The sequence below is a fragment of the Arthrobacter sp. 131MFCol6.1 genome, assembly GCF_000374925.1.
GTDB lineage: Bacteria > Actinomycetota > Actinomycetes > Actinomycetales > Micrococcaceae > Arthrobacter.
Map to the genome: position 1 here is coordinate 1 of NZ_KB895560.1, position 14,154 is coordinate 14,154.

12 protein-coding genes and 1 tRNA gene are annotated in these 14,154 nt (G+C 68.2%); 9 read left to right on the forward strand and 4 right to left on the reverse strand.

What is annotated here, in order from left to right:
* The 3 genes from C566_RS21895 to C566_RS0120140 all read left to right on the forward strand — a co-directional run.
* Positions 1-272, forward strand: a 272-nt coding sequence (locus C566_RS21895) for an AMP-binding enzyme (RefSeq protein WP_026266769.1), incomplete at its 5' end; no start/stop codon positions are given.
* A 174-nt stretch (positions 273-446) separates the two neighbouring features.
* Entirely contained in the window at positions 447-923 is a 477-nt protein-coding gene (gene aroQ / locus C566_RS0120135) for a type II 3-dehydroquinate dehydratase (protein WP_018776157.1), read from the forward strand.
* 2 nt (positions 924-925) lie between these two features.
* Positions 926-2,095 carry a DUF2332 domain-containing protein gene (locus tag C566_RS0120140; protein ID WP_018776158.1) on the forward strand — a complete coding sequence of 390 codons (1,170 nt, stop codon included), beginning with the start codon at positions 926-928 and terminating at the stop codon, positions 2,093-2,095.
* 31 nt (positions 2,096-2,126) lie between these two features.
* On the opposite strand, the gene C566_RS0120145 is transcribed toward C566_RS0120140, so the two are convergent.
* Positions 2,127-3,311 (reverse strand): MarP family serine protease, encoded by a 1,185-nt coding sequence (locus tag C566_RS0120145; protein WP_018776159.1) that lies wholly within the window; start codon positions 3,309-3,311, stop codon positions 2,127-2,129.
* A 215-nt stretch (positions 3,312-3,526) separates the two neighbouring features.
* Here C566_RS0120145 and C566_RS0120150 point away from each other — a divergent pair, with 215 nt between their 5' ends.
* Positions 3,527-4,204, forward strand: a complete 678-nt coding sequence (locus C566_RS0120150) for a Crp/Fnr family transcriptional regulator (RefSeq protein ID WP_011693220.1) — start codon at positions 3,527-3,529, stop codon at positions 4,202-4,204.
* Between the two features lie 380 nt (positions 4,205-4,584).
* Here C566_RS0120150 and C566_RS0120155 read toward each other — a convergent pair whose 3' ends face one another.
* From C566_RS0120155 to C566_RS22835, 3 genes are read right to left on the reverse strand one after another with little or no spacing between them, the layout of a single operon-like run.
* On the reverse strand, positions 4,585-5,496 hold the full coding sequence (locus C566_RS0120155; protein WP_018776160.1) for an NUDIX hydrolase: 912 nt from the start codon (positions 5,494-5,496) through the stop codon (positions 4,585-4,587).
* Positions 5,497-5,512: 16 nt separating this feature from the next.
* Positions 5,513-6,103: a RidA family protein gene (locus tag C566_RS0120160; RefSeq protein WP_018776161.1), complete on the reverse strand. Its 591-nt coding sequence runs from the start codon at positions 6,101-6,103 to the stop codon at positions 5,513-5,515.
* Positions 6,104-6,105: 2 nt separating this feature from the next.
* A complete protein-coding gene (locus C566_RS22835; protein WP_009359196.1) occupies positions 6,106-6,261 on the reverse strand; it encodes a DUF4177 domain-containing protein in 156 nt (51 codons plus the stop codon).
* Positions 6,262-6,298: 37 nt separating this feature from the next.
* Here C566_RS22835 and C566_RS0120170 point away from each other — a divergent pair, with 37 nt between their 5' ends.
* From C566_RS0120170 to C566_RS0120190, 5 genes are all read left to right on the forward strand, one after another.
* Positions 6,299-8,593: a transglycosylase domain-containing protein gene (locus tag C566_RS0120170; protein WP_018776162.1), complete on the forward strand. Its 2,295-nt coding sequence runs from the start codon at positions 6,299-6,301 to the stop codon at positions 8,591-8,593.
* 3 nt (positions 8,594-8,596) lie between these two features.
* A complete protein-coding gene (locus tag C566_RS0120175) occupies positions 8,597-9,544 on the forward strand; it encodes a metallophosphoesterase (RefSeq protein ID WP_018776163.1) in 948 nt (315 codons plus the stop codon).
* A 603-nt stretch (positions 9,545-10,147) separates the two neighbouring features.
* Positions 10,148-11,971 carry an ABC transporter ATP-binding protein gene (locus C566_RS0120180; protein WP_018776164.1) on the forward strand — a complete coding sequence of 608 codons (1,824 nt, stop codon included), beginning with the start codon at positions 10,148-10,150 and terminating at the stop codon, positions 11,969-11,971.
* Positions 11,968-13,854, forward strand: a complete 1,887-nt coding sequence (locus C566_RS0120185) for an ABC transporter ATP-binding protein (protein WP_018776165.1) — start codon at positions 11,968-11,970, stop codon at positions 13,852-13,854. Before C566_RS0120180 ends, C566_RS0120185 begins: the two co-directional genes overlap by 4 nt.
* A gap of 129 nt (positions 13,855-13,983) precedes the next feature.
* Positions 13,984-14,060, forward strand: a tRNA-Pro gene (locus C566_RS0120190).
* The last annotated feature ends 94 nt before the right edge of the window (positions 14,061-14,154 follow it).

A 14,154-nucleotide genomic window follows, 5' to 3' on the forward strand; every position in this document is an offset into this window, starting at 1 on the left:
AGGCCATCGTCGCCTTCGTGATCCTGCGCGGCGACGCCGTGGACACCGGCGACGCCATCGTCCAGGAACTCCGCAACCACGTCGGCAAGGAAATCGGCCCGATCGCCAAACCCAAAACCATCCTCGTGGTCCCCGAACTGCCCAAGACCCGGTCCGGCAAAATCATGCGCCGCCTGCTCAAAGACGTCGCCGAAGGCCGCGAAGTGGGCGACGCGACCACCCTGGCCGACAACACAGTCATGGCCCAGATCGCCCAATCCCTGAAGAAATAACCCGCGCAACACCGCGTACGATCCGACGCCGACGGCGCCGCCCACCCCGGTGGACGGCGCCGTCGTCGGCGCTGGTCCTGTCGGTCGCCGCGGCGGCGGGCAACCGGCCCAGCGGTGAACGCGTGGCAGTAACGAACAGCGCGCGCGGGCCGCGGGAGGGATAGATTTGCAGACATGACAGAAGCCACCCCCGCCAGCGGCGCAGGCCGCGGCACCATACTGGTCCTCAACGGACCCAATTTGAACCTGCTCGGCACCCGCGAGCCGGAGAAATACGGGACGGCGACGCTGGCCGACGTCGAGCAGCTCGCCAAAGACGCCGGCGCCGCGCACGGCCTGGACGTCGAGTGCTTCCAGTCCAACCACGAGGGCGCCCTCGTGGACGCCATCCACGCCGCACGCGGGAAGGCGGTGGGAATCGTGCTCAACGCCGGCGCCTACACGCACACGTCCGTGGCCATCCGGGACGCCATTTCCGCTGTTGCCCTGCCGACGGTCGAGGTGCACATCACCAATGTTCACGCCCGCGAGCCCTTCCGGCACCATTCCTACCTTTCGGACATCAGCAAGGCCGTGATCGCCGGCGCCGGGATCCTGGGCTACCGCTTCGCGGTGGAATACCTCGCCGGGCTGCACGCGGCCGAGGACTGAGCATGTCCCCCGTGGAACCCGCGGCGGCGTCGGAAGCGTCCGGGGATCCCGCCGCAGATCCGTCCGGGGATCCCGGACCGGCCGCGCAGCCGGCCGCGGGCACGGCGCCGGACACTGCTTCGGACACGGCGCAGTGGTACCGGCACTTCGGCACGACCGACGCGCTTGCTTCCTCCCCTTGCTATGCCGCGTGGGCCGTGGGGATCGCCGGGGACGCCGAGCTGATCCGGCGGATCGATCAGTGGCCGCACAACAAGCGCCAGCCGCTGCTGATCCTCGCCGCGGCCCGCTTCCTGGGCGCGCAGGTCAGCCCCTACCCCGACTTCCGGAAATTCCTGGACAGTCACTGGGCCGCGGTCTCGGAAATCGTACTGTCCCGGTCCACGCAGACGAACGAGGCGGGGCGCTGCGCCACCCTGCTGCCCTCACTCGCGCAGATTTCCGCAATGGAGGGCCGGCCGCTGGCCCTCATCGAGGTGGGCGCCTCGGCGGGGCTGGCCCTGTTCCCTGACCGCTACGGCTACGAGTTTGTCGACGCTGGGGCCGGCGGACCGGATGAGCCGGGGTCGGGCCTGGCGGCGGACGCAAGGACGACGCGGCTGGTTCCGGATGGCGCTCAGCCTGGCACGTTTCCGGTCCTGCGCTGCGTCACCTCGGGCCCGGTGCCGCTGCCGGCGGAAATTCCCCGGGTGGTTTGGCGTGCCGGGATCGACCTCAACCCCCTGGACGTGCGCAACCCGGACGACGTCGCCTGGCTCGAAGCCCTCGTCTGGCCGGAGCAGGAGTTCCGGCTTGAGCGGCTGCGCCAGGCGATCGCCATTGCAAGGGAACGGCCGCCGCTGCTGGTGGCCGGCGACCTCAACGAAAAACTTGTGGCCCTCGCCGAGCGCGCCCCGGCCGACGCCGTCCTAGTGGTGTTCCACAGCGCCGTCATGGCGTACCTGGATGCCGGCGGCCGCGCCCGATTCCGGCGCACCATGGCGGATCTTGCCGCGGAGCGGGGCTGCCATTGGCTCTCGAACGAAGGCCACATGGTGGTTGCGCAGGCGGACGGCTCCAGTGTGGTCCCGGAAATGGATGACGCCCGGCTCCGCGGCCGGTTCCTGCTGCTGCAGGACGGCCAGCCGGCGGCCATCACGGGCCCGCACGGGCAGAGCCTGGAGTGGCTTTAGCCTGAGTGCGCCAGCCAGAGTGGCGGCCCGGCTACTTCTTGATGCACTGTCCGGACGAGACGGCGCTGCCCAGACCCGGCGCCTGGGACGCCACGGGGCTCAGGTCATTCATGGTGATCGCAAATCCGAGCGAGGACTCGGTTGTGGCCTTGGCGAAGACCACCCCGGCCACTTGCCCGTCCATGGTCAGGAGCGGGCCCCCGGAGTTGCCCGGCTGCACGTCGCCCGCGAGCCGGTAGACGTCCTCGGGCGACGCATTTTTGCCATAGATGTCCGGGACCAGCACCGTGGCGATGTCCTGGACTGTGGCCGGTTTGGACTGGAAGGGCCCGCCGTGCGGATATCCGGCGAAGGCCGCGGCGCTGCCGGACGGCAGGTCAGCGGCCAGCGCGAGGGGTTCCGAGCGCAGGCCGTCTACCGCCACGACGGCGAGGTCGTGCTGGGCGTCAAAGTACACCACGCGCCCAGGCAGTGCGCGGCCGCCGGGCGTCTCCACCACCGGTTCGTCGACCCCGGCGACCACATGGGCGTTGGTCACCACCCGCCCGGGGGCGACCACGAAGCCTGTTCCCGTCTGGTTTTGGCCGCACTGGTAGGCGGTTCCGGCGATCTTGAGCACTGACGCGGCGGCCTTGTTCAGCGCCGGCGTGTCCGTGCTGGTGTCCGGAACGGCAACGGGCTGGCTCTGGCCGAAGCCGTCCAGCAGGGTGGGGATGCCCTCGCCGATCACGGCGGAGCGCAGCTGGGCCATCGATGCCTTGACCGGCATCGGCGTCACGCCGTCGATGAACCTGATGACTTTGGATTCTGCGAGCTGCTGGGATACGAAGGGCACGCCCAGGGCCCCGATGCTGAACGCCAGCATCGACATCACGAGGGCCGACACCACCACGTTCACGCCTCCGCCCACGAGGCGGTCCGCCGCCCGCAGGGGGCTGAAGGGGACCACGCTGCGGATCCGCCGCCCGATCATGGTGCCAAGGCCGTTGCCCACGATCATCAGAAGGACCGCGGTGGCAACGATGGCGGTCAGGCGCCAGCCGCTGTCCTCCACGAGGCCGCTGACGATGGGAACGGAGACGAATGCAGCGACGGCGCCTGCCGCGAATCCCGCGATGCCTCCGAGCGTCACGAGGAAGCCGTTGCGAAGGCCGTGGATCAGGTAGGACAAGAGCGCCACAACCAACACCAGGTCCAAAATGGTCAAGCCAAACACCGGGGCTCCTCACAGACAGTTCAGCGACGATTCTACCGGTGTAAGCTGAACGTTTGCCGACCGGCCGCCAGCCTGCACAGGGATCTGCGCGGACTTCCCGAGCCGTGCGCTTTCGGCCCCTTCGGGCGTTTCCGTGCCAACTACGTCACAGAAGCTCCAAAATTCTGAAAGAATGGCTGAAGCGCCCCAGCCGACACAGCTAGTCAGGAGATTTCATGGATATCGAGGTATTGCGCCGCGCACCCCTTTTCGCCACGCTCGACGACGAGGCGTTCCGTCTGCTGACGGACGAACTTACCGAGGTGGACCTTTCACGCGGTGCCTCGGTATTCCGGGAAGGCGATCAGGGTGACCAGCTTTACTTCATTGTCTCCGGCAAGGTGAAGCTCGGCCGCACGTCGCCGGACGGCCGCGAATCGCTGCTGGCCATCCTGGGCCCGGGCGAACTTTTCGGCGAAATGGCGCTCTTCGATCCCAGCCCGCGCACGGCCACGGCAACTGCCGTTTCCGAGACGCGTCTCGCCGGCCTGAAGAACGAGAGCCTCAATGCGCTGCTGCGCACCCGCCCCGAGGTTTCGGCCCAGCTGCTGCAGGCCTTGGCACGCCGCCTGCGCCGCACGAACGACTCCCTCTCCGACCTCGTCTTCTCCGACGTGCCGGGCCGTGTGGCCAAGGCGCTGCTGGACCTGGCCGACCGCTTCGGCCGTCCGGCGACCGACGGTGTTCTGGTCGCCCACGAACTGACGCAGGAAGAGCTCGCCCAACTGGTCGGCGCCTCCCGTGAAACGGTCAACAAGGCTCTGGCTGAGTTCGTGCAGCGCGGCTGGCTGCGCCTGGAAGCGCGGGCCGTCGTCATCCTTGACATGCAGCGCTTGCGCCAGCGTTCCCGCTAGGGATCCCCAGCAGCAACCACGAAGGCCGGCCCCGGAAACGGGACCGGCCTTCTGCCGTTAAGTGTTGGCGGTCCCGGCTGGTTGTCCGCGGGACATGTCCAGTGCTGAGGAACAGGGCGGGGCATGTCCCGGGCCGGCACGCGCCAATACGGGACATCTCCAACCCCGGCCGCGAGGACTGGACATAATGCCACTATGTCCACGGGCCAGGGCCAACGGAGGGCATGTCCCGGGCCGGCGCGCGGCAAAAAGGGACATGTCCAGTGCTGAGGAACAGGGCGGGGCATGTCCAGGGAAACGCCCGCGCTCCCCGCCCAAGCCAAGCCCCAACAGGGCGCCAGCCCGAAGCCCTGGCCTCGGTGGCGTCGGCGCTCCGCGGCCTAGCGTTCCCGCTGCGGTTCGCCGGCGATCGTTTTGGCTGCTTCGACTTCGAGCATGAGCCGGCCGTCTTCCTCGACGAGCTTCGGCTGGTAGACGTGGGCCTTGCGCTTGTAGCTGAGGTAGGCGATGCAGCCGTTGGCCTTGGCCATCTTCTCGAGCATGATCTCTGAGCCGGGGACCAGGAGTTCGCCCAGGGTCCGGCCGACGGTGTTCTCCTGCCCCACCTCGTCACCCAGCACGGTGGTGTCCCGCTCGAGCACCACCTTCCGGACACACACCCAGCGGCCCCAGACGCCCTTGCTGGCCAGCAGCGAGGGCTGCTGGTTCACGGGCACCGTCGCGGCGAAGTACCGGGTGTTGAACCGGCGGTGCGCGAAATCGGGGCTCAGCCAGTTCACCAGGGGTTTGAGCAGGTCGGTGCGCAGCGAGAGCCCGCGCTTGGCAAGCAGGTCGGTGAAGGATTTCTCCTGCTCGGCCACGGCTTCGCGGGCGCGCATCCATTCGGCACTGGAGGTCAGCTCCACCGTGGTGGACAGGTCGGGGCCGGCCAGCAGGATGCCGGTCTCCTCAAACAGTTCACGGATGGCACCGATGACGTGCCGGCGCGCCAACCCGACGTCGGACGTCCCCATCTGCTCGGCCCAGTGCTGGGGTGAGGGGCCCAGCCAGCCGACGGCGTCGTCGTCGGAGGCTTCCAGCGATCCGCCGGGGAAGGCGAGGACACCGAGCGGGGAGGATCCCGTCCGGTAGCCGAGCCAGGTCTCCAGGCCCGTGGGCGAATCCCGCAGGAGGATTACCGAGGAGGCAAAACGGGGCGCGCGGGGCGTCCGCTCACCGTGTTCAATCCAGCTGCGCGCTGCCCCCTCAAGGTCTGGGGGCAGGACGAACAGGCGGCGTTCTAACTGAGGCAACGAAGTAACCGGTCTACTAGGCGAATTCAGCGATCAATTCGACTTCGACGGGCGAGTCGAGTGGCAGGACCGAAACGCCGACGGCGGAACGCGCGTGCTGGCCGGCGTCGCCGAGGACCTGGCCCAGCAGCTCCGAGGCGCCGTTGATGACACCGGGCTGCCCGGTGAAGGAAGGGTCGGAGGAAACAAATCCGACAACCTTGACGATCCGCGTGATGCGGTCGAGGTCGCCGATCACGCTCTTGACCGCAGCCAGGGCGTTGACGGCGCAGACGGCAGCGTAGGCCTTCGCGTCTTCCGGGGACACCGTCGATTCGTCGGAGGCGCCCGCCGAACCGGTGGAAACCTTTCCGGTGGCCTCGAGCTTGCCGTTGATGAACGGCAGCTGCCCGGAGGTGTAGACGTGGTTGCCGGAAATCACGGCGGGAACATACGCCGCGACCGGAGCCGCGACGTCGGGGAGCGTCAGGCCCAGCTCCGCCAGACGCTGTTCGACGGCGGACGACGCGCCCGCGCCGCCCGTGCGGCTCTCTGCGCCGGCCGTGTTTTCGGAGATGTTTTCCGCGCCGGCCGGCGTGGCCGGAACGGCTTCTGAGGGGGTGCTCATGGCTACTGCTTCTCCCGCTTCAGGTAGGCAACCAGGCCGTTTCCATCGGGTCCCGGAACAACCTGGACGAGCTCCCAGCCGTCCTCGCCCCACTGGTCCAGGATCTGCTTTGTGGCGTGGATAATGAGCGGAATCGTGGCGTACTCCCATTTGGTCATGACATAAAGCCTAGTCGTTGCCGGTAAAGTGGAAAACATGGCGACTGGCAAGAACCCTTTATTCGACACGGCCACCACCCTCGGAAAGATCTTTCTTTTCCTGGGCGTGAGCGCTATTTGCGGTGTCTTGGTGGCGGGCCTCCTGGTCCCCGCGGCGGCCGTTTCGGGCAGCGCGGCGAGCGGTTCGATCCAGTTCTTTGACACGCTCCCCGCAGAGCTGAAGGTCGATCCGCCGAGCCAGTCGACCACGATCCTGGCGTCCGACGGCAGCCCGATCGCCAACCTCTACGCGGAAAACCGCACCCGTGTTTCGCTGGACCAGATGTCCCCGCACATCAAAGATGCGATCATCGCCATCGAGGACAGCCGCTTCTACGAGCACGGCGGTGTGGACACCACCGGCATCCTGCGCGCCCTCGTGAGCACCGCCCGCGGCAACAAGCAGGGTGCGTCCACGATCACGCAGCAGTACGTGAACAACGTCATCAACTCCTCGTTGGAGGCCGAAGGCAAGGGCGACGAGGTCCTCCTCAACGGCGTCAACAAGGGCGTCGGGGACAAGCTCCGTGAAATGAAGCTGGCCATCGCGCTGGAGAAGAAGTTCACCAAGGAGCAGATCCTCGAGGGCTACCTGAACATCGTGTTCTTCAACCGGGACGCCTACGGCATCGAAGCCGCGTCCAAGTTCTTCTTCAGCACCACGGCCAAGGACCTGACCCTGCCGCAGGCGGCCCTGCTGGCCGGCGTCGTGAACAGCCCTTCTTACTATGACCCGATCACCAATCCGGAGAACGCCAAGGTCCGCCGCGACCTCGTACTCCGTGCGATGCTGACGCAGGGCAAGATCAAGCAGGCCGACTACGACGCAGCGGTCGCGACGCCGGTGCAGACCAAGGTCACCCAGCCCCGCCAGGGCTGTGCCTATTCGCAGACCGCGCCGTACTTCTGCGACTACGTCCTCCACCTGCTCCTGAACAATCCGGCCTACGGGGCCGATGCTGCCGAGCGTGAGCGGAAGATCTTCCGCGGCGGCCTGACCATCAAGACCACGCTGGATCCGAAGGCCCAGTCCGTGGCCCAGGCCCAGGTGGACGGCTCGGCCGGTGCGAACCCGGACAAGTGGGGCGCCTCGCTGGTGTCCGTGCAGCCGGGCTCCGGCAAGATCGTCTCCATGGCCCAGAACACCGTCTGGTTCCCGGCCGACGGCAAGTTCGACCAGACGCAGAACTTCAACGTGGACAAGCAGGACGCCAAGGGCAATGACCTCAACGGCCTCGGCGGTTTCCAGCCCGGTTCCACGATGAAGCCGTTCACGTTCGCGGAGTGGCTCAACGAGGGCAAGTCGATGAGCACGCAGCTCAACGGCGCCGTGCGCCGCTACTCCCCCGGCTTCCCGTGGAAGAACACGTGCCCCACCCCGACGGACGGCTTCTATGACGCCAACGTCGAGGGGAGCTTCGATCTGCAGAACGCCGACGAAACCCACTACAAGTACATGTCCGTACTTGACGGTCTGGCGAACTCCATCAACACCATCACGTTCGCCTCGGCCGCCCAGGTGGACCTGTGCGGGATCCAGAAGATCGTCGACGCAGTCGGAATCCACGGCGGCAACCCGAGTCCCAACGGTGATGATCCGCACCCGCAGGTGCCCATGACCCGCCTTTCCAACCTCATCGGCGCCACCCAAACGGCCCCGCTGACCATGGCAAGCGCGTTCGCCACCTTCGCCAACGACGGCAAGTACTGCGAACCGATGGCCATCGAGTCCGTAACGGACGCAACCGGCGCCCAGCTGCCGGCCCAGTCACCCAACTGCAGGGACGCGATCAAACCCGAGGTGGCCCACGGCGTCGCGTACGCGATGCAGGAAGTGCTCAACCGCGGCTCGGGCTCGCTGATCCAGCCCAGGATTTCGACCCGGACCAGCTTCCCCATCGCGGCCAAGACCGGCACTAACGACAACAACAGCTCCACCTGGGTGGCGGGCTACACCAAGGGCCTCGCTACGGCCACGTGGTTCGGCGATCCCCTGGGCGACCAGCAGCGTGCCGGCCAGAATGTCACGATCAACGGCAACTTCTACAAGGGCATCGACGGCTACATGATCGCCGGGCCGCAGTTCTCGAACTACATGGCCCAGGTCGCGCCGGCCTACGGCACGGATCCGTTCCCGGAACCGCCGTCGGACATGCTCTACGCCCCGGCTCCGGTGGCGCCGCCGCGGAACACCAACCCCGTGGAGCGGAGCACCGAGCCGGCCACGGAACCGTCCGCGGAACCGTCCGCCGACCCAAAGCCGGCACCCACGAAGTCATCCGGCAAGAAGTAGCCGATGACCCTGCGCAATGATCTGGCGAGCCGCGTCCGAAGCATCGGACGCGGCTTTGCCGTGACCGCCGCGATCGGGACGGCGGCAGGGGCGGCCGCTACCGGCTACGGGCTGTGGGAGAAGAACCAGTTCGTGCTCCGGGAGGAAACCCTCCCCATCCTGCCGGCCGGGTTCGGCCCGTTCCGGATACTGCACCTGTCCGATATCCACTTCGTTCCCGGCCAGCACCGGAAGGCGCAGTGGCTGTCCTCCCTGGCGCAGCTGCAGCCGGATCTCGTGGTCAACACGGGCGACAACCTCAGCCATGCCAAAGGCGTGGACCCCCTCGTGGCGGCCCTGCGCCCCCTGCTGGAATTCCCGGGCGTGTTCGTCCCCGGCTCGAACGACTACTTCGGCCCGAGCTTGAAGAACCCGGCGTCATACTTGTTCGGGCCCTCGGGCGAGCGCAAAGACCCGGAAAAACTCGACTGGCCCCGGCTGCGTTCCGAGTTCGGCATGTCCGGCTGGCTGGACCTGACCAACCGCTGCCAGTCGGTCGTACTCAAGGGCATGCGCTTCGATTTCTCCGGTGTCGACGACCCCCACCTGCGCCTGGAACGGTACGCGGGCTGGCCGCGCGGCACCAAGGGCCGGGACGCCGACCCGCACCTGCGCATCGCCGTCGCGCACGCACCCTACCAGCGCGTCCTGGACCACTTCACCGAAGCCGGCGCCCATCTCCTCCTGGCCGGCCACACCCACGGCGGCCAGATCTGCGTCCCGGGCTACGGGGCACTGGTCACCAACTGCGACCTGCCCACCTGGCGGGCCCGGGGGCTGCACACCTGGGAAAGCAACGGCAGGACGACGCCGGTGAACGTCTCGGGCGGCATCGGCACGTCCCGCTTCGCCCCGGTCCGCATCGCCTGCCGGCCCGAAGCCGTTCTGCTCACACTGATCTCCCGCGCCTAGGCCTGGCCGCAGCCCGCCCGGCCCGTCCTGCCCGTCCTCCGGTCCGGCGGGTGGACATGCCCTCCCCTGGCGCCCGCGCCCACGGGACATGCCCTCCCCAGGTCGCAAGCAATGGGCATAGACCCACAATGCCCACCCGCCGCGGCCACCACTGGGCATGTCCCACCGGGCTCCGCTCCACCACCGGACATGTCCGCCCGCCACGGCCACCATTGGACATGTCCCGCCGGGCTCCGCGCCACCACCGGACATGCCCACCCGCCACGGCCACCACTGGGCACGTCCCACCGGGCTCCGCGCCACCACCGGACATGCCCACCCGCCACGGCCACCACTGGGCACGTCCCACCGGGCTCCGCGCCACCACCGGACATGCCCACCCGCCACGGCCACCACTGGGCACGTCCCACCGGGCTCTGCGCCACCACTGGACATGTCCCGGGGTCCCCCGCCGCCCGTACCCATTGCGGATCGTAATGACTGGGCGAGATGCTAGGAGCGCTGAACAACGTGTGAATCCGGTCACCCGATGGCCTAGGGTAGTTGCTACAGGAAACTACATTCAACGGTGCGATCTATGCACGGGCGTCTTAAGAAGCAGGCATGGCCAAGCAGAGTTCATTCTTCACCTCCATCAGCCGTCTCTACCCGCACGTCAGGCCAATCCTGCCCCGGCTGGTCATGGGCCTGCTCTGCGCACTGCTGGCCAGCCTCATGGCACTGGCCATCCCGCAGGTGCTGCGCGTGCTGGTCAACGAGTCCCTGACCCCCGGCGGCAGCGCGGAAGCCGTCTGGACCGCCTCGCTCATCATCCTGGTCCTGGGCATCGCCGAGGCGGGCCTCGTGGCCCTGCGCCGGCAGTTCGTCATCAATCCCGCCACCACCGTCGAGACCCGGATGCGGGTCTCGCTCTACGGGCACCTTCAGGACCTCACGGTCGCCTTCCATGACCGCTGGGGCTCCGGGCAGCTGCTGTCCCGGGCCATGACGGACCTGAACTTCCTGCGCCGCTGGATGGCTTTCGGCGCCATCATGCTGGTGGTCACCACGCTCACCGTGGTGATCGGCGTCGCGGTGATGTTTGCCATGAGCTGGCAGCTGGCCCTGATCTTCCTGGCCGCCGCCGTGCCGATCATGATCTACGGATTCCGCTTCCGCACCCGGTTCAGCAAGGTGGCCCGCCGCAGCCAGGACCAGGCCGGGGACCTCGCCACCACGGTCGAGGAATCCGTGCACGGCATCCGCGTCCTGAAGGCCTTCGGCCGCAGCCGCGAGGCGCTGGAGAATTTCAACGAACAGGCCGAGGAACTCCGGCAGACCGAGATCGCCAAGGCCAAGCACCTGGCCACCTTCAGCCTGGTGGTGACGCTCCTGCCCGAGCTCGCCCTCGGCGCCGGCCTCGTCGTCGGCATCCTGCTGGCATCCACGGACCAGCTCTCCATCGGCTCCCTGGTGGCCTTCTTCGCCACCGCCGCCGTGGTCGCCGCGCCGGTCGAGTTCTGCGGCATGCTGCTGGCGATGGCCCTCACCGCGAAGTCCGCGGTGGACAGGCACTTCGAGGTCATGGACGCGCAGAACACGATCACCAGCCCGGACCAGCCCCGCCGCCCGGCCGGCCTCAAGGGTGCCCTCAGCTTCCGCAATGCCTCGTTCGCGTTCGAGGACGCGCCGGACAAGCCGATCCTCAAGGACATCACCCTGGACATCCGCCCCGGCGAAACCATGGCCCTCGTGGGCATCACGGGCGGCGGCAAAAGCGCCCTGATCCAGCTGGTCCCCCGCCTCTATGACGTCACCGGCGGTGCCATCACCATCGACGGCGTGGACCTGCGCGAGTTCGCCGTGGAGGACCTGCGCACCGTGGTCGCGGTGGCGTTCGAGGACACTACGCTGTTCTCCAGCTCCGTCCGGGACAACGTCCTGCTCGGCGCGCCCGACGCCGGATCGGCGGAAGGCCGCGACGCGGCCCTGGAAGAAGCCCTCGACGTCGCCCAGGCCCACTTCGCCTACTCCCTGCCGGACGGGGTGGATACCCTGATCGGCGAGGAGGGCCTCAGCCTCTCCGGCGGCCAGCGCCAGCGCATCGCCCTGGCCCGGGCCATCGCCGCGAAACCGGCCGTGCTGGTCCTGGACGATCCGCTCTCGGCGCTGGATGTGAACACCGAAGTTCTCGTCGAGGCGCGGCTCCGCAAGGTCCTCGCGGACACCACCACGCTGATCGTGGCGCACCGGCCCTCCACGGTGGCGCTGGCCGACCGGGTGGCCCTGCTCGAGGACGGCCGGATCGCCGCCGTCGGAACCCATGCGGAACTGCTCGCCAAGAACAGCCATTACCGCTACGTGATCGCCAGCCTGGACCCGGAACCGCGGGACCTGGATTCAGAATTGTCCGCCCTCGAGGACCAGTCCGAGGAGATTTCCCGATGAGCAGCGCCACGTTCGGCACCGCCAATGAGGACAACGCGCACCTCAGCAGGAACGAAAGCAAGGCCGTCCGGCGGCGTTCCCTGACCCTCCTGGGCTCCCTGATCCGCCCCGTCCGGACCCGGTTCTGGCTGACGATCGGCGCCGTCGTCCTGTCCCAGGCCGCCCGCGTGGCCGGGCCGGCGCTGATCGCGTTCGGCATCGACCACGCCCTGCCCGCCGTGCGCGCCGGCAACAGCCTTCCCCTGGTGCTCGCCGGCGTCGCCTACCTTGCCGCGGCCGTCGTGGCGGCCGGCCTGACGGCCCTGTACGTGACATCGACGGCACGGCTCAGCCAGGCGATGCTGCTGGACCTCCGGGTCCGGGTCTTCCGCCACACGCAGCGGCTGAGCCTGGAATTCCACGAGAAATACACCTCCGGGCGCATCATCGCCCGGCAGACCTCGGACCTGGAGGCCCTGCGCGAACTCCTGGATTCCGGCGTGAGCTCGCTGGCCTCGGGAACACTGTTCATGGCCTTCACCGCCGTGACCGTGTTCGCCCTGGACTGGCGCAGCGGCGTGCTGGTGCTGGCCGCCGGCGTGCCGATGTATTTCCTGGCCCGCTGGTACCAGAAGCACTCCCAGATCGCCTTCCGCGAATCCCGGGTGGTCTCGGCCCGGCTGATCGTGCACTTCGTGGAGACCATGACCGGGATCCGCGCCGTGAAGGCCTTCCGGAAGGAACGCGAGAATGCCGGGCGCTACGCCGGACTGTCGGAGGACTACCGGCGCGCGACCGTCCGCTCCATCAACCTCAACGGCATCTTCCAGCCGGGGCTGGTGCTGATCGGGAACGTGTGCGTGGCTCTCGTGCTGCTCACCGGCGGTTTCCGGGTCCTCAGCGGCGACCTGGAGGTGGGCGTGCTCCTGGCCCTGATCCTGTCCGCCAAGCGCTTCTTCCAGCCGGTGGACCAGATGGCGATGTTCTACAACTCCTTCCAAAGCGCCCAGGCGGCCCTGGAAAAGGTCTCGGGCCTGCTCGAGGAGGTCCCCACGGTGCGGCCGCCGAAAACACCCGCGGCCCTGCCCCACGCGCGGGGCAGCATCGACTTCAACGGCGTCGAATTCCGCTACGGCCAGGGCCCGGTCGTCATCCCGCGCCTGGACCTGCACATCCCCGCCGGCCAGACGGTCGCGCTCGTCGGGCAGACCGGGGCCGGCAAATCCACCCTTGCGAAGCTGATTGCCCGCTTCTACGACGTCTCGGCCGGGTCCCTGACCCTCGACGGCGTGGACCTGCGCCAGCTCAGCACCGAGGACCTGCGCCGGAATGTCGTCATGGTCACCCAGGAGGCCTTCCTGTTCAGCGGTTCCGTGGCGGACAACATCGCCCTGGGCCGGCCCGAAGCCTCGCGCGGGGAGATCGAGGACGCGGCCAGGGCGGTGGGGGCGCACGCCTTCATCATGGAACTTCCGGACGGCTACGACACCGACGTCAACAAGCGCGGCGGCCGCGTCTCCGCAGGGCAGCGCCAGCTGATCAGCTTCGCCCGCGCCTTCCTGGCCCGCCCGGCCGTCCTGATCCTGGACGAGGCCACGTCCTCGCTGGACATCCCGTCGGAGCGCATGGTCCAGCAGGGCCTCGCGGGGCTGCTGCAGGGCACCCGGGAGGCCGGCCAGCAGGCGACCGGCGGCCAGGCGACCGGCGGCCAGCCCGCCGCGGCCCCCGGCGCCGGGCGGACAGCGCTGATCATTGCCCACCGGCTCTCCACCGTGGAGACGGCGGACCGGGTCCTGGTGGTGCACGACGGACGCGTCGTCGAGGACGGCACCCCGGAGCAGCTGATCGGCGACGGCGGCGCCTTCGCCCGGCTCCACGGCGCCTGGAAAGACTCGCTGGTCTGAACAGCTCCTGCCGAGACCGGTCGGCATCCGGGCCGGGACGACGGCGGGACGCGCCCCGGCCGACGCCCCGATTTCACATCCGGGGCCATGATCGGATACTCTTGTGAAGTTGCTTTTGAAGCAGCGGATCGGGATGTGGCGCAGCTTGGTAGCGCGCGTCGTTCGGGACGACGAGGTCGCAGGTTCAAATCCTGTCATCCCGACCAAACACAAAGAGGGCCCTCCACACGGAGGGTCCTCTTTTGTATGTCCGTTGCATGTCCGGCACGATTTCATGGCGTCACCGGCGCGTCTTCCGGC

Bases quoted from the DNA above. Each gene is read 5' to 3' on its own strand.
- C566_RS0120160 (WP_018776161.1), bottom strand. From the start codon at position 6,103: ATGAGCACCCCCTCAGAAGCCGTTCCGGCCACGCCGGCCGGCGCGGAA.
- C566_RS0120140 (WP_018776158.1), top strand. From the start codon at position 926: ATGTCCCCCGTGGAACCCGCGGCGGCGTCGGAAGCGTCCGGGGATCCC.
- C566_RS0120175 (WP_018776163.1), top strand. From the start codon at position 8,597: ATGACCCTGCGCAATGATCTGGCGAGCCGCGTCCGAAGCATCGGACGC.
- C566_RS22835 (WP_009359196.1), bottom strand. From the start codon at position 6,261: ATGACCAAATGGGAGTACGCCACGATTCCGCTCATTATCCACGCCACA.
- C566_RS0120150 (WP_011693220.1), top strand. From the start codon at position 3,527: ATGGATATCGAGGTATTGCGCCGCGCACCCCTTTTCGCCACGCTCGAC.
- C566_RS0120185 (WP_018776165.1), top strand. From the start codon at position 11,968: ATGAGCAGCGCCACGTTCGGCACCGCCAATGAGGACAACGCGCACCTC.
- C566_RS0120170 (WP_018776162.1), top strand. From the start codon at position 6,299: ATGGCGACTGGCAAGAACCCTTTATTCGACACGGCCACCACCCTCGGA.
- aroQ (WP_018776157.1), top strand. From the start codon at position 447: ATGACAGAAGCCACCCCCGCCAGCGGCGCAGGCCGCGGCACCATACTG.
- C566_RS0120180 (WP_018776164.1), top strand. From the start codon at position 10,148: ATGGCCAAGCAGAGTTCATTCTTCACCTCCATCAGCCGTCTCTACCCG.